Here is an 18,101-nt window from a genome sequence, read left to right on the forward strand (position 1 = left end):
ATAGAGCCGTCGTTCCTGTCATCAGGTGTAGCGCACCGCCTTAGCGCATGGCGTTCACCACCGCGTTGCCCATCTCGATGGTGGACACGCGGGTGGTGCCGTCGCTGTAGATGTCTGGGGTGCGCAGGCCCTGGGCCAGCACAGATTTCACCGCGTTTTCGATGCGCTGGGCGGCGGCTTCCTGATTCAGGCTGAAGCGCAGCATCATCGCCGCGCTCAAGATGGTGGCCAACGGGTTGGCAATGCCTTGGCCGGCGATGTCGGGGGCGCTGCCATGGCTGGGCTCATACAGGCCTTTGTTGTTGGCGTCCAGGCTGGCCGAGGGCAACATGCCGATGGAGCCAGTCAGCATCGAGGCTTCGTCCGACAGGATGTCGCCAAACATGTTGCCAGTGACGATCACGTCGAATTTTTTAGGCGCCTTGACCAGCTGCATCGCGGCGTTGTCCACGTACATATGGTCCAGCGCCACGTCGGGGTACTGTTGGCTCACTTCGGTGACGATGTCTTTCCAGAACTGGAAGGTTTCCAGCACATTGGCCTTGTCGACGCTGGTGACGCGTTTGCTGCGCTTGCGTGCGGCCTGAAAGGCCACATGGGCAATGCGCTCGATCTCCGGGCGGCTGTAGCGCATGGTGTCGAAGGCTTCTTCGGCGTCAGGAAAGTGGCCATCGGTGGCGATGCGCCGGCCGCGTGGCTGGCCAAAATAGATGTCTCCGGTGAGTTCGCGGATGATCAGGATGTCGAGCCCAGCGACCAGCTCAGGCTTCAGGCTGGAGGCGCTGACCAGTTCCGGGTAACAGATGGCGGGGCGGAAATTGGCGAACAGACCCAGGTGTTTGCGCAGGCCCAAAATGGCTTGTTCAGGGCGCAGATGCCGGTCCAGTGTGTCGTATTTCCAGTCGCCCACGGCGCCGAACAGGATCGCGTCGGCATCTTGTGCCAGTTTCAGGGTGGAGGCGGGCAGGGGATGGCCCAGGGCGGCGTAGGCGGCACCACCGACCGGCGCGGTTTCCATCTCGAACGGCAGGTTGAGGGCGCGCAACACCTTGACGGCTTCGACCACAATTTCCGGACCAATGCCATCACCCGGCAAGACTGCAATTTTCATGATGTATCTGACTTTCTAAAAATGGAGATCAGCACCTGCTCACATGGGCCAAACCTGTGATGCCAACCAGGCTTTGCGTGTTCTTATGGCGAGCGTCAGGCACTCAGCCTGTGGCAAGCAACTCACTATGCCAATGCGGGCCGACTACCCGAGCATGGTATGGGCCAGCCAGGGTTTTTGCGCCAAACGTTCGGCTTCAAACGCCTTGATCTTGTCCGCGTGTCGCAGGGTCAAACCGATGTCGTCGAAGCCGTTGAGCAGGCAATACTTGCGAAACGCCTGCACCTCAAACGGCAGCTCTGTTCCGTCAGGCTTGATCACCAGTTGGCGCTCCAGGTCCACGGTCAGGCTGTAGCCGGGGAAGGCAGCGACCTCATCAAACAGTTGGCTGACCTGCGCCTCGCTCAGGACAATGGGCAACAAGCCGTTCTTGAAACTGTTGTTGAAGAAGATATCCGCATAACTGGGGGCGATGATGGCCCGGAAACCATACTGGTCCAGCGCCCAGGGGGCGTGTTCGCGCGACGAACCACAGCCAAAATTCTTGCGCGCCAGCAGGATGGAGGCACCATGAAAACGCGGCTGGTTCAGCACAAAGTCCGGGTTGGGTCGACGGCTCGCGGGGTCCTGGCCGGGGAATCCCGCGTCGAGGTAACGCCATTCGTCAAACAGGTTTTGCCCAAAGCCCGTCTTGCGGATCGATTTGAGAAACTGCTTGGGGATGATGGCGTCGGTGTCGACGTTTTCCCGGTCCATCGGGGCCACCAGGCCCTGGAGAAGAGTGAATTTTTGCATGGGGTCTTATTTCTTGGCGGCGCCTTCAATGACGGAGCCAGCTTTTTGAATGTCCTGGCCGACGCCCTTGACGGTGTTGCAGCCGACCAGGGCCAGCGCAGCGGCGATCAGCATGGCCAAAGAGAGATGTTTCATGATGCGATCCTTGCAAAGCGTCTTAAACAAACCGTCTGACATCGACAAAATGACCGTGGATGGCGGCCGCGGCAGCCATCGCCGGGCTGACCAGATGGGTACGACCACCGGCGCCCTGACGGCCTTCGAAATTGCGGTTGCTGGTGGAGGCGCAACGTTCGCCGGGCTCGAGCCGATCAGCGTTCATCGCCAGACACATGGAGCAGCCAGGCTCGCGCCACTCAAAGCCAGCCGCCTTGAAAATCTCGTGCAAGCCTTCGCGCTCGGCCTGTTCCTTGACCAAACCGGAGCCAGGCACCACCATCGCCAGGCGGATGTTGGGGGCCACCTTGCGCCCCAGGGTTTTGACCACGGCGGCGGCTTCGCGCATGTCCTCGATACGGCTGTTGGTACACGAGCCGATGAAGACCTTGTCGACATACAGGTCGTCGAGGGCTTTGCCCGGCTCCAGCCCCATGTAGGCCAGCGCGCGCTCAATGGCGCCGCGTTTGTTGGCGTCTTTCTCCTTGTCGGGGTCGGGCACCCGGTCGTTGATGCCGAGCACCATTTCGGGCGACGTGCCCCAAGTCACCTGCGGCACCAAGGTGGAGGCGTCGATGTGGACCACGGCATCAAAATGGGCGCCGGGGTCGGATTGCAGCGTTTTCCAGTAGGCCACCGCCTGATCCCATTCCACAGCGGCGCTTGCGTCGTTGGCGGCATGGAAACCCGGGGCCAGCGGACGGCCCTTGACGTACTGGATGGTTTTGTCATCGACCGCGACCAGACCAGCGCGGGCACCCGCTTCAATGGCCATGTTGCACACGGTCATGCGGCCTTCCATGCTGAGGGCACGGATGGCTGGCCCGGCAAACTCGATGGTGTAGCCCGTACCACCTGCTGTGCCGATCTTGCCGATGACCGCCAGCACGATGTCTTTGCCGCCACAACCACGCGGCAGCACACCGTCCACCTGCACCAGCATGTTTTTGGCCTTTTTGGCCAGCAAGGTTTGTGTGGCCATCACATGCTCCACCTCACTGGTGCCGATGCCGTGCGCCAGCGCGCCAAAAGCGCCGTGGGTGGAGGTGTGCGAGTCACCACACACCACCGTCATGCCGGGCAAGGTGGCGCCACTTTCCGGGCCAATGACGTGAACGATGCCTTGGCGTCTGGATAAAAACGGGAAATAGGCGGCCGAGCCATATTCTTTGATGTTGGCGTCCAGCGTCAGCACCTGCTCTTTGCTGGTGGGGTCGGTGATGCCGTCGTAGCCCCGTTCCCAGCCCTGGGTGGGGGTGTTGTGGTCGGCCGTTGCCACCACCGAGCTCACCCGCCACAACGGGCGGTTCGCCTGACGCAGCCCCTCGAAAGCCTGGGGGCTGGTGACTTCATGCACCAGGTGGCGGTCAATGTACAGAAGCACCGTGCCATCCTCTTCGGTATGGACGACATGCTCGTCCCAGAGCTTGTCATAGAGGGTGCGGGCGTGCGATTTTGGTTCCATGCGTGCGGGCGGGTTGGTGTTCGAGGCGATGATTTTAAGGGCCATCAATTCATGCCCTGTCACCCAAAGAAAAAGCCCGGCGGCAGGGTCTGCCGACGGGCTTGGTCATGAGCGAGAAGATCAGCGTTCTGCCACGGGCTTGACGTTACGGGTGACCGAACCCGTGAAGAGCTGGCGTGGGCGGCCGATCTTGTACTCGGGATCGGCCAACATTTCATTGAGCTGGGCGATCCAGCCGACGGTACGGGCCAGGGCAAAAATACCGGTGAACAAGGTGACCGGAATACCGATGGCGCGCTGAACGATGCCGGAGTAGAAGTCCACGTTCGGGTACAACTTGCGCTGCACGAAGTAGTCGTCTTCCAGGGCGATCTTTTCCAGCTCCTTGGCGAGCTTGAACAGCGGATCGTTTTCCAGACCCAGTTCGGCCAACACCTCGTTGCAGGTTTCCTGCATCAGCTTGGCACGTGGGTCGTAGTTCTTGTAGACACGGTGGCCAAAACCCATCAGCTTGACGCCGGAGTTCTTGTCTTTGACTTGCTCCATGAACTGACCGACCTTGGCCACGCCGCCTTGGCGCTGGATGTCTTCCAGCATGTTCAGGCAGGCTTCGTTGGCACCACCATGTGCCGGGCCCCACAGGCAGGCCACGCCAGCCGCGATCGCCGCAAACGGGTTGGTACCGGACGAACCGCACAGGCGCACCGTGGAGGTGGAGGCGTTTTGCTCGTGGTCGGCGTGCAGGATGAAGATGCGGTCCAGGGCGCGTTCGAGCACCGGGTTGACCTTGTAGTCTTCACACGGCGTGCCGAACATCATGCGCAGGAAGTTACCCGCGTAGCTGAGTTCATTGCGCGGGTACATGTAGGGCTGGCCCACACCATATTTGTAAGCCATGGCGACCAGGGTCGGCATCTTGGCAATCAGCCGGATGGCCGCAACGTGGCGGTGCTCGGGGTTGTTGATGTCGGTGCTGTCATGGTAGAAGGCCGACAAAGCGCCGATCAGTCCGGTCAACACCGCCATCGGGTGGGCATCGCGGCGGAAACCACGCAGGAAAAACTGCATCTGCTCATTGACCATGGTGTGGTTGAGGATGAGCTTGTGGAAGTCATTGCGTTCTTTCTGCTGAGGCAATTCACCCTTCAACAGCAGGTAACAGGTGTCCAGATAGTCGCACTGGGTCGCCAATTGCTCGATCGGGTAGCCGCGGTAAAGCAGTTCACCCTTGTCGCCGTCAATGTAGGTGATGGCCGACTGGCAGGATGCGGTGGACAGGAAGCCCGGGTCATAGGTGAACATGCCGGTCTGCGCGTACAGCTTGCGGATGTCGACGACGTCAGGCCCTACACTGCCTTGGTACACAGGCAATTCAACGCTGGGGCTGCCATTGGAAAACGACAGGGTGGCTTTGTTTTCAGCTAGCTTCATTTTGACCTTTCGGGTTTGCTCTCAACATACTCAACACTTCATGCACATCATCACGGTCCAGATCTGCCTGCACTTGCACCAGCGTCTTGCGGCCCAGGTGCAGGTCCAGCAGATCGTTGTCGCTCAGTTCCATTAGAGCCATCAGACCTTGCGCCTGCTTGACAGTCAGCGCCGATTCATACCGTTTGAAAAACCGGTCTACAAAAATATCGTTTTCCAGCAAACCCCGGCGGCTGCGCCACTTGAGTTTGCTCAGAACGCGCTCGTCGATCAGATCGTCGGGCGAGGCAACTGCCAGGTTTTCCATGGGTGCGTCCGACTCAGATGGCGCGACGCACCATCAGCTCTTTGATCTTGCCAATCGCGGCAGTGGGGTTCAGTCCCTTGGGACAGACGTCCACACAGTTCATGATGGTGGTGCAGCGGAACAGGCGGTACGGGTCTTCCAGGTTGTCCAGGCGCTCGCTGGTGCCTTCGTCGCGGCTGTCGGCAATGAAGCGGTAGGCTTGCAGCAAACCGGCCGGGCCGACGAACTTGTCCGGGTTCCACCAGAACACCGGGCAGCTGGTGGAGCAGCTGGCGCACAAAATACATTCGTACAGGCCATTGAGCACTTCGCGCTCTTCGGGGCTTTGCAGGCGCTCTTTTTCGGGGGGTCGGCTGTCGTTGATCAGGTACGGCTTGATCGAGTGGTATTGCTGGAAGAACAGCGTCATGTCGACGATCAGGTCGCGGATCACCGGCAGGCCGGGCAGCGGCTTGAGGGTGATGGTGTCGGGCAGGGTGCGCAGGTTGATCAGACAGGCCAGGCCGTTTTTGCCATTGATGTTCATGGCGTCCGAGCCGCAGATGCCTTCGCGGCAGGAACGGCGGTAAGACAGCGTGGGGTCAATCTTTTTCAGTTTGACCAAGGCGTCCAGCAACATGCGTTCGCTGCCATCAAGTTCCACCTCGATGGTCTGCATGTAGGGCTTGGCGTCGGTGTCCGGGTTGTAGCGGTAAATTTGGAAGGTGCGTTTTGCCATGATGTGCTTTCTTGTTCGGTAGGGTTCAGAGCCGCAGGTCTGTGATCAAGATCAGAACGTGCGAACCTTTGGTGGCACGGAGGCCACGGTCAGCGGCTTCAGGTTCACCGGTTTGTAGCTCAGGCTGTTGGTGGCGCGGTCCCACAGGGTGTGTTTCATCCAGTTGGCGTCGTCACGTCCCAGCGGGTTGGTGGCGTCGTCGGCCGGGCGGTCGTAGTCCAGCACGGTGTGGGCGCCGCGGCACTCGTGGCGGGCGGCGGCAGACACCATGGTGGCCTGGGCCGCTTCGATCATGTTGTCGACTTCCAGCGCCTCGATGCGGGCGGTATTGAAGATCTTGGACTTATCGGCCAGGGTGATGTTTTTGACGCGCTCGCGCATGGCGGCGATCTTCACCACGCCCTGGTCCATGCTGGCTTGGGTGCGGAACACGCTGGCGTGTGTTTGCATGACGTCGCGCATGTCGTCGGCCACGACCTGGGCGTATTCGCCCGACGTGGAGGTGTCCAGGCGGTTCAGGCGGTCCAGCGAAATGTCGGCACCGTTTTCCGGCAGCGGCTTGTGGGTGTCGTTCTCGTTGTTGAACTGGACGATGTGTTTGCCCGCAGCCCGGCCAAACACCACGATGTCGAGCAAGGAGTTGGTGCCCAGACGGTTGGCGCCGTGCACGCTGACGCAGGCGCATTCACCCACCGCGTACAGACCCTTGACCACTTTCTGCGAACCCTGGCCGTCAGGGGTGACGACTTGGCCGTAGATGTTGGTGGGAATGCCGCCCATCTGGTAGTGGATGGTGGGCACCACCGGGATGGATTCCTTGGTGATGTCCACGTTGGCAAAGTTGTGGCCAATTTCGAACACGCTGGGCAAGCGCTTGGCGATGGTTTCAGCGCCCAGGTGGGTCATATCGAGGTTGATGTAATTCTTGTTCGGGCCGCAACCACGGCCTTCCTTGATTTCCTGGTCCATACAACGTGACACAAAGTCACGCGGGGCCAGGTCTTTCAGGGTGGGCGCGTAACGCTCCATGAAACGTTCGCCGGCGCTGTTGCGCAAAATGGCGCCTTCGCCACGGCAGCCTTCGGTCAGCAACACACCGGCACCGGCCACGCCGGTGGGGTGAAACTGCCAGAACTCCATGTCCTGCAGCGGAATGCCTGCGCGGGCGGCAATGCCCAGGCCGTCGCCGGTGTTGATGAAGGCGTTGGTGGAAGCGGCAAAAATCCGACCCGCACCGCCCGTGGCCAGTAGCACGGTTTTGGCGCGTAACACGTGGATTTCACCGGTTTCCATCTCCAGGGCGGTCACGCCGACCACATCGCCTTCAGCGTCGCGAATCAAGTCAAGCGCCATCCATTCCACAAAGAAGTTGGTGCGGGCCTTGACGTTTTGCTGGTACAGCGTGTGCAGCATGGCGTGGCCGGTGCGGTCCGCCGCAGCGCAGGCGCGTTGCACGGGTTTTTCGCCGTAGTTGGCGGTGTGGCCACCGAACGGGCGCTGGTAGATGGTGCCATCGGCGTTGCGGTCAAACGGCATGCCGAAGTGCTCCAGCTCATACACCACCTGGGTGGCTTCGCGGCACATGAACTCGATGGCGTCCTGGTCGCCCAGCCAGTCAGAGCCTTTGATGGTGTCGTAAAAGTGGTAGTGCCAGTTGTCTTCCGCCATGTTGCCCAGGCTGGCGCCGATGCCACCTTGCGCTGCCACGGTGTGCGAGCGGGTGGGGAACACTTTGGTCAGCACAGCCACATTCAGGCCGGCGTTGGACAGGCGCAAGGACGCGCTCATGCCGGAGCCACCGGCTCCGACGATGACGACGTCAAATTTGCGCGTGGTGAGTTTGGAGGTTGCAGTCATGTTGAATCTTGTGTTTTGTTGATGGATAGCCAGCCTCGGCGCTTTTCGGCCAGGACGGCTGGTGCCCTCTGATCAATGAGGAAGGCTTACAGGCGCCACAGAACCTGAATGGCCCAACCGGTGCAAGCTGTCAGCCAGACAATGGCGAACACGTGCATCACAAAGCGCACGGCATAGGGCTTGACATAGTCCATGAAGACGTTGCGCATGCCCACCCACACGTGATAAAAAAGTGCCAGGAAGACCACAAAGGTCAGGGTCTTCATCCATTGCGAAGCAAAGATGCCTGACCACAGTTCGTAACTGACCGGGCCTTTGCTGAAGATGACCTGCCCCAGCACCAGCACGATGAAAAGAGCCATGATGACGGCGGTCACGCGTTGTGACAACCAGTCACGCATACCGTAATGGGCACCAACAACCGTGCGGTGAGATCCGTAATTGACTGACATGAATGACTCCTGAATTAGTAAAGGCCGAAGAGCTTGGCGCCAAGGATGACCGTCAGGCTGAGGGTCAGACCCAGCACAACCGCGGCGGTTTGGCGACCGAAGTCTTTGCTGACATGGTGGTGGTGGGTGTCCATCCAGAGGTGCCGAAGACCCGCGATGAAGTGGTGCAAGCTGGCCCAGATCAGGCCCAGCACCACCAGTTTCCACAGGAAGCCGGGGATGCCCAGCATGCCGACGTTGAACGCGGCGGTGAAGCGCGCAAACGAAATTTCGGAAGAGATGGAGGTGTCAAACATCCAGATCACAAACGGCAGCAGGAAAAACATGATGGCGCCGCTGACCCGGTGCATGCCCGAGGCCAGTGACGCCAGTGGCCAGCGGTAACTGATCAGACTGGCGCCGTCGATGTTGCGAAATTCCGGACGTTTTTTTGGAGCGCTTGCAGTTGTTTCTGACATAACTTGCTTTCGTGGATGTGAGTTGATTTTCCGGCCATTGGCTTACAGCCAACTGCCAAAAAGTATCTTGCAGTGCAGCATCATACGCCGCGTGCGAGAGTCCTTGGGATGCGCCAAAGTGGCTTGTTTGCCGTTCAAAATGGGCTGTTTGAGCGGCTGGCGAACCAGACTGCCGCCAGGGCGCGGGGTGTTTAGCTCATGTCATTTTGGTAGTGGTGCGTATCGGTTCGGTAATAGCCGCGGCGCAATTCCATCGGCTCGCTTTGGTAAGTATAGGCAATGCGTTCAACGCTCAGGAGGGGGGTTCCCAAAGGCACTTTCAGTTGTGTGGCGTGGACGTCGGTCGCTGCAATGGCGCGGATTTTTTCTTCAGCGCGCACCATGCGGACATTGAATTCGGTCTCAAACAGCGCATACATCGGCCCCCTGTAGTTTGAGAGTCGCTCGGCAGTCAGTCCCTTGAACGGTGTCGCAGGCAACCAGATGTCTTCCAGAATGACCGGGACGCCCCCGAAACTCAGCACCCGGCGGGCCTGCAGCACCGTATCACCTGCGCGAAGCGCCAAGGCCTTGGCGACGTCGGCGCTGGCTCGGGTGCGGCGGCATTCGATGATGTCGCGCTGGGCCGGGCCCTCGCTGCCGCGGGAGCCGCTGTCAGGCACCAATTTGAGAAACCTGAATTGCACCTGTTGCTCGGCGTGCGTGGCGACAAACGTTCCCTTGCCCTGGCGGCGCAGCAGCAAGTTTTCGGCGGCCAGTTCGTCGACGGCTTTGCGCACTGTGCCCTGGCTGACCCGGAATCGTGCCGCGAGGTCAATTTCGCTCGGGATGGCTTCGCCGGGCTTCCATTCACCAGAACGCAAGCTACCGAGAATCAGGCTTTTAATCTGTTGGTAGAGTGGGCTGAAAGCCGGGGTGGCAAGGGTGGCATTGGGTGCAGCCTCAGTGAGCTGCAACACATCGGGCTCGTCACTGGTTTCGGGCAAGGTGGGCATGAAAGGTGTCTCCGAAAGGTCGTCGTGATTTTTGATAATCATATCTTATATAAGACATAAGACAGATTGACACTTTGGGATTTTCAAGAGTACACTCCAAAAGCTTGGCGCCGATAGATGTGGATCATCTGCCCCGACACCCACTGAATTCTCTTCATCATTTACTGGAGTTTGACTATGAGCAAGAAACCCGTCCGCGTTGCAGTTACCGGTGCAGCTGGCCAAATCGGTTACGCCATCCTGTTTCGCATCGCTTCCGGCGAAATGTTGGGCAAGGATCAGCCTGTTGTGCTGAGTTTGCTGGAAGTGCCGGTTGAAAAAGCCCAGCAAGCTCTCCAGGGTGTGATGATGGAGTTGCAAGACTGCGCTTTCCCGCTGCTGGTTGGCATGGAAGCCCATAGCGACCCGATGACGGCGTTCAAGGATGTGGACTACGCGTTGTTGATCGGTTCGCGTCCGCGCGGCCCGGGCATGGAGCGTGCCGAGTTGCTGGCGGTCAACGCCGAAATTTTCACAGCCCAAGGCAAGGCGCTCAACGCTGTGGCCAGCCGTGATGTGCGCGTGCTGGTGGTGGGCAACCCCGCCAACACCAACGCCTACATCGCGATGAAGAGCGCGCCGGATCTGCCGCGCAAGAACTTCACCGCCATGCTGCGCCTGGACCACAACCGCGCCTTGAGCCAACTGGCCAGCAAAACCGGCAAAGCCGTGGCCGACATCGAAAAGATGGCCGTTTGGGGCAACCATTCGCCGACGATGTACGCTGACTACCGTTTTGCCACGGTCGATGGCGCCAGCGTCAAAGACATGATCAACGACCACGACTGGAACGCCAACACCTTCTTGCCGACCGTTGGCAAACGCGGTGCGGCCATCATCGCTGCGCGTGGTGTGTCTTCTGCTGCCTCGGCTGCCAATGCCGCCATCGACCACATGCGCGACTGGGCGCTGGGCACCAACGGCAAGTGGGTCACCATGGGCATTCCGTCCAATGGCGAATACGGTATCCCCAAGGACACCATGTTTGGTTTCCCGGTGACCTGCGTCAACGGTGAGTACGCCATCGTGGAAGGCCTGCCGATTGACGCGTTCAGCCAGGAGTGCATCAACAAGACACTCAAGGAACTGCAGGAAGAACAAGCGGGCGTGGCCCATTTGCTGTAAGCCACAGCCGGCGCTTTGATGACTGTGACCCATCCTCGGCACGTCCTGTTGGGCGCGTCCGTCGCGGCGCCTTTGCCCGTATGCGACCACTACTGCGGCACCGAGCCGCGGATGGTCAAGGCACTGGCGCTACAGGACGAGATGACGCAGGCACTCGGTGCCTGCGTCTTTGATGTCACACTGGATTGTGAGGATGGGGCCCCGGTGGGCGGCGAAAAAGAGCATGCCTTGATGGTTTCTGCCCTGGCTGCCAGGGTAGTGAAAGCGACAAGCAGTGAACCGAATGCGCGGGCCCGCCGGGTCGCGGTGCGGGTTCATCCGGTGGATCATCCGGCCTTCGAGCAGGATGTCAACATCGTGTTGGGCGAGGCCGCTGCGGCTTGGTGCCATCTGATGATTCCCAAGGTGGATTCGGTGTCCGATATTGACCGTGCAGTGCGTGTGATCGATGCTGCGTTAAAACGGTCTAACCGGGTTGAGGTGTTGCCGCTGCATGTGTTGGTTGAATCGCCGCTTGCGGTGCACCAGGTGACCCAGATTGCCGCCCATCCGCGTGTGGAGTCGCTCAGTTTTGGTTTGATGGATTTTGTGTCGGCCCACGGTGGTGCCATTCCCGCCTCGGCCATGACCGTGGCTGAGCCTGGCCTCACCAGCTCGCACGACCAGTTCAGCCATCCTTTGGTAGCGCGTGCCAAGCTTGAGATCAGCGCTGCGTGCCACGCGCTGGGCAAGGTGCCCGCGCATTGTGTGGTGACGGAATTCAAGCGGCCTGATGTGGTGCTGGCAGCTGCGCGTCGGGCCAGCCGCGAGCTGGGTTTTACCCGCATGTGGAGCATCCATCCCGATCAGATTCAACCCATTCTGGCTGCCTTTACCCCCGAGCCAAGCGAGGTTGAGCAGGCCAGTCTTATCATTTGTGAGGCGCAGGCCGCAGGCTGGGCGCCTATTTCGGTGGCGGGCACACTCCATGACCGGGCCAGTTACCGTTACTACTGGCAAGTGCTCGAAAAGGCGTTTCAAACGGCCCGTTTGCAACGTGACGACCCCGCTTACCCGTACTTCACCGCGTGAACCGGTGACATGAACGACAGGAGAACGCGATGAAGAACCTGCAATACTTGATCAAAATGCACGCTTGGCGCACGCCGTTGGCGGCCCTCGGTTGGTGGCTGGCTGCATCGGTCGCTTTGGCCGCGCAGGTTGACGTACCGCCAAAAAGCCCCAAACAGGTCAAGCCAACGTCGCCAAGCCGCGTGGAACTCAAGTCCAAGGCCAACCAGATGGCGGCAGGCGTGCGCGCTGCCGAGACTGCGCTGAGCCCGGCTGAACTGGCCATAGCGCAGCGGGTGGAGGTGGGTCGGATGCCCTGTGAGCTTGGCGCGTTTGTCACGGTGGAGGCTGATGCGAGCATGCCAGGTTACTTTGACGTCGCTGGCAAAAAATTCAAATTCCGGATGGTCCCGGTGGTGAGCAGCACCGGCGCCATTCGTCTGGAAGATGCGGCCGCGGGTGCGGTGTGGCTCCAGTTGTCCAACAAATCGATGCTGATGAATCACAAAACCGGCTCCCGGATCGCAGACGCGTGTATGACCCCGATGCAGGTGGCTGTGGCTGATGCCATGCTCAAGAGTCCGCCGCCCAGCTTGCTTGAGCCTTTGCCGGTAGCTCAAATTCCTGCCTCGCCAGTGATGTTGACGCCCCCTACGCTGGAGAGCGCGGTACGTTGATGTGTACCGATTGCGATTCTTGACTGTTTGCCTGACCTGATTAAAAAGAAGGAGTTTTACTATGTTGCAAGCCTATCGCGCCCACGTTGCTGAGCGCGCCACCCTGGGTATTCCCGCATTGCCCTTGACCGCACAGCAAACGGCCGACCTGATTGACCTGCTGAAGAACCCGCCCGCTGGCGAAGAAACCTTCCTGCTTGACCTGATCACGCACCGCGTGCCGGCCGGTGTCGATGACGCAGCCAAGGTCAAAGCCAGCTACCTGGCCGCCGTAGCCCATGGCACTGAAGTCTGCAGCCTGATCAGCCGGGCCAAGGCCACCGAGTTGCTCGGCACCATGTTGGGCGGCTACAACCTGACCCCGCTGATCGACCTGCTTGACGACGCTGCCGTGGCTGGTGTTGCCGCAGAAGCGCTGAAAAAGACCCTGTTGATGTTTGACCAGTTTCATGACGTCAAGGAAAAGGCCGACAAGGGCAACACCTTTGCCAAGGCTGTGCTGCAAAGCTGGGCCGACGCCGAATGGTTTACCAGCCGCCCCGAAGTGCCGCAAAGCATCACCCTGACCGTGCTCAAGGTCACCGGCGAAACCAACACCGATGACCTGAGCCCGGCACCTGATGCCTGGAGCCGCCCGGACATCCCCTTGCATGCACTGGCCATGCTGAAGAACAAACGTGACGGCATCACCCCTGAAGAAGACGGCAAACGCGGCCCGGTCAAGTTCATCGAAGACCTGCGCGCGCGTGGCAACCTGGTCGCCTACGTGGGTGATGTGGTCGGCACCGGGTCAAGCCGCAAATCGGCCACCAACAGCGTGTTGTGGTTCACCGGTGAAGACATTCCGTTTGTGCCCAACAAGCGCTTTGGTGGCGTCTGCCTGGGGGCCAAGATTGCGCCGATTTTCTACAACACCATGGAAGATGCTGGTGCCCTGCCGATCGAGCTGGATGTGAGTCAGATGAACATGGGTGACACCATCGAGCTGCGTCCCTACGACGGCAAGGCGCTCAAGGATGGCAAGGTCATCGCCGAGTTCACGCTCAAGAGTGAAGTACTGTTTGACGAAGTGCGCGCCGGTGGCCGGATTCCGCTGATCATTGGCCGGGGCTTGACCGCCAAGGCGCGTGAATCGCTGGGCTTGCCGGTATCTACACTGTTCCGGCTGCCGCAAAACCCCAAGGCGACCGGCAAAGGCTTCACCTTGGCGCAAAAAATGGTCGGCCGTGCCTGCGGTCTGCCCGAAGGTCAGGGCGTCTTGCCCGGCACCTATTGCGAACCCAAGATGACCAGCGTCGGCTCACAAGACACCACCGGCCCGATGACCCGTGACGAACTCAAAGACCTGGCTTGCCTGGGCTTCAGCGCTGATTTGGTGATGCAATCCTTCTGCCACACCGCGGCTTACCCCAAGCCAGTCGACGTGAAGATGCACCACGAGTTGCCCGAGTTCATCAGCAACCGCGGTGGCATCCCGCTGCGCCCCGGTGACGGCATCATCCACAGCTGGCTCAACCGCATGTTGCTGCCAGACACCGTGGGCACCGGCGGTGACAGCCACACCCGCTTCCCGATTGGCATCAGCTTCCCGGCCGGTTCTGGGCTGGTGGCCTTTGGTGCCGCCACTGGCGTCATGCCGCTGGACATGCCTGAGAGTGTGCTGGTGCGTTTCAAAGGCAAGATGCAGCCCGGTGTCACGCTGCGTGATCTGGTTAACGCCATTCCGCTGTACGCCATCAAGTCCGGCGAGCTGACGGTCGCCAAACAAGGCAAGAAGAACGTGTTCTCAGGGCGCATCCTGGAGATTGAAGGCCTGCCTGACCTCAAGGTCGAGCAAGCGTTTGAGCTCAGCGACGCATCGGCCGAACGCAGTGCGGCGGGTTGCACCGTGCATCTGAACAAAGAGCCGATCATCGAGTACATCAACAGCAACATCGTCATGCTCAAGTGGATGATTGCCAACGGTTATTCGGACGTGCGCACCATCAACCGTCGTATCAAAGCCATGGAAGCCTGGTTGGCTGACCCGCAGTTGCTCAAGGCTGACGCCGATGCCGAGTACGCCAGTGTGATCGAGATCGACCTGGCTGACATCCATGAGCCCATCGTCGCTTGCCCGAACGATCCGGACGACGTCAAAACCCTGTCCGACGTGGCCGGTGCCAAGATTGACGAGGTGTTTATTGGGTCTTGCATGACCAACATTGGCCACTTCCGCGCCGCTTCCAAGCTGCTGGAAAACAAACGTGACATTCCGGTCAAGCTGTGGATGGCACCACCGACCAAGATGGATGCCAAACAATTGACCGAAGAAGGCCATTACGGTGTGTTGGGCAGTGCCGGCGCACGCATGGAAATGCCGGGTTGCAGCCTGTGTATGGGCAACCAGGCACAGGTGAAAGAGGGCGCCACGGTGTTCTCCACCTCAACCCGCAATTTCCCGAATCGTTTGGGCAAAAACAGCAACGTTTACCTCGGTAGCGCAGAATTGGCCGCGATCTGCTCCAAATTGGGCCGCATTCCGACCAAGGACGAGTACATGGCTGACATGGGCGTGCTGACTGCGGCTAGCAGCAAAATCTACCAGTATCTGAACTTTGACAAAGTGCAGGATTACACCGACGCCGCCAACAGCGTGGCCGTCAGCGCCTGACGTTGCAGTCTGCCTGCTCGGTCGAGGCCTCCCCCAGTCGGGTGGCTGACTGAGATAGCGCCGATTGCCGCATGCCCTCCATGGGCCACGGGCCCCGCAGGTTGAACTGCGGGGCTTTTTTTGTGTTGCGGCGCAGCAAATTCAGACGGTTAAACTTGCGTTTTAACAGTTTGTTCATCAAACTGACTTATCCCACAAGGAGTTTTCTGTGTTTTTTGGCAAGCTGCTACCCCGCGATACCAATTTTTTTGTCATGTTCAACCAGCATGCCGACCACATCGTGGTGGCTGCCAAAGCGTTTTCCAACCTCGTTGCCAACTACAACGATCCCGAATTGCGCGAGAAATACCACGGTGAAGTCAACCGCGCCGAGGGCGCGGCGGACCGCGTCACGCATGAAGTCAACAAGGCGATCCACAAGACATTCATCACGCCGATTGACCGCGAACAGATTCACGGCCTGATCAACACCATGGACGACGTGGCCGATTTGATCCAGGATTCGGCCGGAACCATGTCCTTGTACGACATCCATCACATGACGGACGAGATCAAGCGTTTGACAGATTTAAGTGTCAAGTGTTGTGAGCGTTTGCGCGATGCGGTGTATTTGCTGAGCAAGATCGCCGAAGCGACCACCGCTGAGGCAGCTTTGAAAACCTGTGATGAGATCGACAAATTGGAGAGTGATGCGGACCGTGTCCTTCGCACCGCCATGAGCAAGTTGTTCCGCGAGGAGCCGGATGTGCGCGAGCTGATCAAGCTCAAAGCCATCTACGAACTGCTGGAGACCATCACCGACCGCTGCGAGGATGTGGCCAATCTGATCGAGGGCATCATCCTCGAAAACTCCTGATCAGCGCGGGGTTCAAGTTATGGAAACCGTACAAACCGCTGTTTGGGTGGTCGTGGTTCTGGTGATGATGGCGGTGGTGTTTGACTTCATGAACGGGTTTCATGATGCGGCCAACTCGATCGCCACAGTCGTCTCCACCGGCGTGCTCAAACCGGGTCAAGCCGTTGTTTTTGCAGCGTTTTTCAACGTCATTGCGATTTTTATCTTTCACTTGAGTGTGGCCGCCACCGTCGGCAAAGGCATCGTCCTGCCCGGTATTGTGGACACCCATGTGGTGTTTGGGGCGCTGATTGGCGCCATCACCTGGAACTTCATCACCTGGTACTACGGCATTCCGAGTAGTTCGTCGCATGCCCTGATTGGAGGCATCGCCGGTGCCGCCATTGCCAAGGCGGGGGTCGGCTCGCTGATCATCGGGGGCATCATGAAGACGGTGGTGTTCATTTTTGTCTCGCCTTTGCTGGGTTACCTGTTGGGCTCTCTCATGATGGTGCTGGTGTCGTGGGTGTTCCGGGGCTTTCGCCCGCTGAAGGTCGACAAATGGTTCAGGCGCTTGCAACTGGTGTCGGCCGGAGCCTACAGCCTGGGGCACGGGGGCAATGATGCGCAGAAGACCATCGGCATCATCTGGATGTTGCTGATTGCCACGGGTTATGCCAACGTGGGTGACAGCGCTCCCCCTAATTGGGTGATCATCATTTGTTACGCCGCCATCGGTTTGGGCACCATGCTGGGAGGTTGGCGGATCGTGAAAACCATGGGCCAGAAGATCACCAAACTCAAGCCGGTGGGCGGGTTCTGCGCTGAAACGGGCGGTGCCATCACCTTGTTTATGGCCACAGCCATGGGTGTGCCGGTGTCTACCACCCACACCATCACGGGTGCCATTGTGGGTGTGGGTTCGACCCGGCGCGCCAGCGGCGTGCGCTGGGGCGTGGCCGGCAACATCATCTGGGCCTGGATACTGACCATTCCAGCCAGCGCGTTTGTCGCCGCTGTGGCGTACTGGATCAGTCTGAAAGTGTTTTAAGGCAGGCGAGGGGGGCGGCGCTATGCCGCCGGGACGGTGTCGCCAGCCCCCAGGGCTTTGTCCATCAGAACCACATCCAGCCATTGGTCAAACTTCCAGCCACAGGACGCCAGTGTGCCCACGTGGGCAAAACCCGCGCTGCGGTGCACGCCGATGGATCCCAGGTTGGCTGAGTCACCAATGACCGCAATCAGTTTGCGGACCCCGACGCGTTCCGCCTGACTGCACAGTTCAGCCAAAAGGGCTTTGCCCAGACCGCCACCAACCGCTTCTGGTGCGAGATAAATGGAGTCTTCGGCTGAAAACCGATAGGCCGGGCGTGGTTTAAACCAATTGCAATAGGCGTACCCCAGTACCTTCTCACCCTCTACTGCCACAAGATAAGGTAAGCCCTTGCCAAGCACGTCATCACGGCGTTGCGTCATATCAAGTTCACTGGGCGGTTCAATCTCAAAAGTGCCGGTGCCATGCAGGACGTGGTGGGTGTAAATGGCGGTGATTTGAGTCATATCGCCGGTTTGACTGGGACGGATGATGGGCATGTTGGGTTACTGGATATAATATTGGGTTGTCTGGCGTGTCGCTGGCCGGGTGGTCAAGTCGCGTGTCTCAAACGTCGGGCTCAGTGCCAATTTTCGTGGAATTAAAACGCCACTTCCAAAGGATCAATTATGGTCGTCATTCGACTCGCCCGTGGCGGTGCTAAAGCTCGCCCGTTTTTCAATATCGTGGTTGCTGACAAGCGCACCCGCCGTGATGGTCGTTTCATTGAGCGCATCGGTTTTTACAACCCGATCGCCACTGCCAATGAAGAAAGCATCCGTATCGCCCAAGATCGTCTGACCTACTGGCGCAGCGTTGGTGCTCAGGCGTCGCCCACGGTGGAGCGTCTGATCAAACAGGCCGCCCAAAAAGCAGCCTGAGCG

19 protein-coding genes are annotated in these 18,101 nt (G+C 59.4%); 7 read left to right on the top strand and 12 right to left on the bottom strand.

Features of this window, described 5'->3' with window-relative positions; all coding sequences use genetic code 11:
• Positions 1-40 precede the first annotated feature (40 nt).
• The 11 genes from leuB to LHU53_RS07315 all read right to left on the bottom strand — a co-directional run bounded on the left by leuB (position 41) and on the right by LHU53_RS07315 (position 9,745).
• Entirely contained in the window at positions 41-1,111 is a 1,071-nt protein-coding gene (gene leuB / locus LHU53_RS07265; RefSeq protein ID WP_227331783.1) for a 3-isopropylmalate dehydrogenase, read from the bottom strand.
• A 144-nt stretch (positions 1,112-1,255) separates the two neighbouring features.
• Positions 1,256-1,906: a 3-isopropylmalate dehydratase small subunit gene (gene leuD / locus LHU53_RS07270; protein WP_227331785.1), complete on the bottom strand. Its 651-nt coding sequence runs from the start codon at positions 1,904-1,906 to the stop codon at positions 1,256-1,258.
• Between the two features lie 6 nt (positions 1,907-1,912).
• A complete protein-coding gene (locus LHU53_RS07275) occupies positions 1,913-2,041 on the bottom strand; it encodes an entericidin A/B family lipoprotein (protein WP_227331787.1) in 129 nt (42 codons plus the stop codon).
• Between the two features lie 22 nt (positions 2,042-2,063).
• Positions 2,064-3,527 carry a 3-isopropylmalate dehydratase large subunit gene (gene leuC, locus LHU53_RS07280; protein WP_227331789.1) on the bottom strand — a complete coding sequence of 488 codons (1,464 nt, stop codon included), beginning with the start codon at positions 3,525-3,527 and terminating at the stop codon, positions 2,064-2,066.
• A gap of 120 nt (positions 3,528-3,647) precedes the next feature.
• Positions 3,648-4,958, bottom strand: a complete 1,311-nt coding sequence (locus LHU53_RS07285) for a citrate synthase (protein WP_227331794.1) — start codon at positions 4,956-4,958, stop codon at positions 3,648-3,650.
• The gene (locus tag LHU53_RS07290; protein ID WP_227331796.1) at positions 4,945-5,265 is read right to left on the bottom strand and encodes a succinate dehydrogenase assembly factor 2; all 321 of its coding nucleotides are present in this window, start codon (positions 5,263-5,265) and stop codon (positions 4,945-4,947) included. The genes LHU53_RS07285 and LHU53_RS07290 overlap by 14 nt, the downstream gene beginning before the upstream one ends.
• 13 nt (positions 5,266-5,278) lie before the next feature.
• Positions 5,279-5,983, bottom strand: a complete 705-nt coding sequence (locus tag LHU53_RS07295) for a succinate dehydrogenase iron-sulfur subunit (RefSeq protein ID WP_227331798.1) — start codon at positions 5,981-5,983, stop codon at positions 5,279-5,281.
• 51 nt (positions 5,984-6,034) lie between these two features.
• Positions 6,035-7,840: a succinate dehydrogenase flavoprotein subunit gene (gene sdhA / locus LHU53_RS07300; protein ID WP_227331800.1), complete on the bottom strand. Its 1,806-nt coding sequence runs from the start codon at positions 7,838-7,840 to the stop codon at positions 6,035-6,037.
• Positions 7,841-7,926: 86 nt separating this feature from the next.
• Positions 7,927-8,292, bottom strand: coding sequence for a succinate dehydrogenase, hydrophobic membrane anchor protein (gene sdhD, locus LHU53_RS07305; RefSeq protein ID WP_227331803.1), 366 nt, complete (start codon positions 8,290-8,292; stop codon positions 7,927-7,929).
• A gap of 14 nt (positions 8,293-8,306) precedes the next feature.
• Positions 8,307-8,750: a succinate dehydrogenase, cytochrome b556 subunit gene (sdhC, locus tag LHU53_RS07310; protein ID WP_227331805.1), complete on the bottom strand. Its 444-nt coding sequence runs from the start codon at positions 8,748-8,750 to the stop codon at positions 8,307-8,309.
• Positions 8,751-8,941: 191 nt separating this feature from the next.
• Positions 8,942-9,745 (bottom strand): GntR family transcriptional regulator, encoded by an 804-nt coding sequence (locus LHU53_RS07315; protein ID WP_370632241.1) that lies wholly within the window; start codon positions 9,743-9,745, stop codon positions 8,942-8,944.
• A gap of 177 nt (positions 9,746-9,922) precedes the next feature.
• Here LHU53_RS07315 and LHU53_RS07320 point away from each other — a divergent pair, with 177 nt between their 5' ends.
• From LHU53_RS07320 to LHU53_RS07345, 6 genes are all read left to right on the top strand, one after another.
• The gene (locus LHU53_RS07320) at positions 9,923-10,909 is read left to right on the top strand and encodes a malate dehydrogenase (protein WP_227331809.1); all 987 of its coding nucleotides are present in this window, start codon (positions 9,923-9,925) and stop codon (positions 10,907-10,909) included.
• A gap of 18 nt (positions 10,910-10,927) precedes the next feature.
• Complete coding sequence (locus LHU53_RS07325) at positions 10,928-11,980, top strand: CoA ester lyase (RefSeq protein ID WP_227331811.1); 1,053 nt, start codon at positions 10,928-10,930, stop codon at positions 11,978-11,980.
• 29 nt (positions 11,981-12,009) lie between these two features.
• Positions 12,010-12,636, top strand: coding sequence for a hypothetical protein (locus LHU53_RS07330; protein WP_227331813.1), 627 nt, complete (start codon positions 12,010-12,012; stop codon positions 12,634-12,636).
• A 61-nt stretch (positions 12,637-12,697) separates the two neighbouring features.
• Positions 12,698-15,289 carry a bifunctional aconitate hydratase 2/2-methylisocitrate dehydratase gene (locus tag LHU53_RS07335; protein ID WP_227331814.1) on the top strand — a complete coding sequence of 864 codons (2,592 nt, stop codon included), beginning with the start codon at positions 12,698-12,700 and terminating at the stop codon, positions 15,287-15,289.
• A 208-nt stretch (positions 15,290-15,497) separates the two neighbouring features.
• On the top strand, positions 15,498-16,145 hold the full coding sequence (locus tag LHU53_RS07340) for a DUF47 domain-containing protein (protein WP_227331821.1): 648 nt from the start codon (positions 15,498-15,500) through the stop codon (positions 16,143-16,145).
• 19 nt (positions 16,146-16,164) lie between these two features.
• Complete coding sequence (locus tag LHU53_RS07345) at positions 16,165-17,175, top strand: inorganic phosphate transporter (RefSeq protein WP_227331823.1); 1,011 nt, start codon at positions 16,165-16,167, stop codon at positions 17,173-17,175.
• 20 nt (positions 17,176-17,195) lie between these two features.
• Here LHU53_RS07345 and LHU53_RS07350 read toward each other — a convergent pair whose 3' ends face one another.
• Positions 17,196-17,717, bottom strand: coding sequence for a GNAT family N-acetyltransferase (locus LHU53_RS07350; protein WP_227331825.1), 522 nt, complete (start codon positions 17,715-17,717; stop codon positions 17,196-17,198).
• 129 nt (positions 17,718-17,846) lie between these two features.
• Here LHU53_RS07350 and rpsP point away from each other — a divergent pair, with 129 nt between their 5' ends.
• Positions 17,847-18,098 (top strand): 30S ribosomal protein S16, encoded by a 252-nt coding sequence (rpsP, locus tag LHU53_RS07355; protein WP_227331827.1) that lies wholly within the window; start codon positions 17,847-17,849, stop codon positions 18,096-18,098.
• The last annotated feature ends 3 nt before the right edge of the window (positions 18,099-18,101 follow it).

The sequence above is a fragment of the Rhodoferax sp. U2-2l genome (assembly GCF_020594515.1).
GTDB lineage: Bacteria > Pseudomonadota > Gammaproteobacteria > Burkholderiales > Burkholderiaceae_C > Rhodoferax.

What these genes read in the sequence shown, in the direction of transcription:
- LHU53_RS07350 (WP_227331825.1), bottom strand. Translation starts at nt 17,717, where the DNA reads ATGCCCATCATCCGTCCCAGTCAAACCGGCGATATGACTCAAATCACC.
- leuC (WP_227331789.1), bottom strand. Translation starts at nt 3,527, where the DNA reads ATGGAACCAAAATCGCACGCCCGCACCCTCTATGACAAGCTCTGGGAC.
- LHU53_RS07285 (WP_227331794.1), bottom strand. Translation starts at nt 4,958, where the DNA reads ATGAAGCTAGCTGAAAACAAAGCCACCCTGTCGTTTTCCAATGGCAGC.
- rpsP (WP_227331827.1), top strand. Translation starts at nt 17,847, where the DNA reads ATGGTCGTCATTCGACTCGCCCGTGGCGGTGCTAAAGCTCGCCCGTTT.
- LHU53_RS07290 (WP_227331796.1), bottom strand. Translation starts at nt 5,265, where the DNA reads ATGGAAAACCTGGCAGTTGCCTCGCCCGACGATCTGATCGACGAGCGC.
- LHU53_RS07345 (WP_227331823.1), top strand. Translation starts at nt 16,165, where the DNA reads ATGGAAACCGTACAAACCGCTGTTTGGGTGGTCGTGGTTCTGGTGATG.
- LHU53_RS07315 (WP_370632241.1), bottom strand. Translation starts at nt 9,745, where the DNA reads ATGCCCACCTTGCCCGAAACCAGTGACGAGCCCGATGTGTTGCAGCTC.
- sdhC (WP_227331805.1), bottom strand. Translation starts at nt 8,750, where the DNA reads ATGTCAGAAACAACTGCAAGCGCTCCAAAAAAACGTCCGGAATTTCGC.
- sdhA (WP_227331800.1), bottom strand. Translation starts at nt 7,840, where the DNA reads ATGACTGCAACCTCCAAACTCACCACGCGCAAATTTGACGTCGTCATC.
- LHU53_RS07330 (WP_227331813.1), top strand. Translation starts at nt 12,010, where the DNA reads ATGAAGAACCTGCAATACTTGATCAAAATGCACGCTTGGCGCACGCCG.
- LHU53_RS07335 (WP_227331814.1), top strand. Translation starts at nt 12,698, where the DNA reads ATGTTGCAAGCCTATCGCGCCCACGTTGCTGAGCGCGCCACCCTGGGT.
- LHU53_RS07320 (WP_227331809.1), top strand. Translation starts at nt 9,923, where the DNA reads ATGAGCAAGAAACCCGTCCGCGTTGCAGTTACCGGTGCAGCTGGCCAA.
- LHU53_RS07295 (WP_227331798.1), bottom strand. Translation starts at nt 5,983, where the DNA reads ATGGCAAAACGCACCTTCCAAATTTACCGCTACAACCCGGACACCGAC.
- LHU53_RS07325 (WP_227331811.1), top strand. Translation starts at nt 10,928, where the DNA reads ATGACTGTGACCCATCCTCGGCACGTCCTGTTGGGCGCGTCCGTCGCG.
- leuD (WP_227331785.1), bottom strand. Translation starts at nt 1,906, where the DNA reads ATGCAAAAATTCACTCTTCTCCAGGGCCTGGTGGCCCCGATGGACCGG.
- LHU53_RS07275 (WP_227331787.1), bottom strand. Translation starts at nt 2,041, where the DNA reads ATGAAACATCTCTCTTTGGCCATGCTGATCGCCGCTGCGCTGGCCCTG.
- leuB (WP_227331783.1), bottom strand. Translation starts at nt 1,111, where the DNA reads ATGAAAATTGCAGTCTTGCCGGGTGATGGCATTGGTCCGGAAATTGTG.
- sdhD (WP_227331803.1), bottom strand. Translation starts at nt 8,292, where the DNA reads ATGTCAGTCAATTACGGATCTCACCGCACGGTTGTTGGTGCCCATTAC.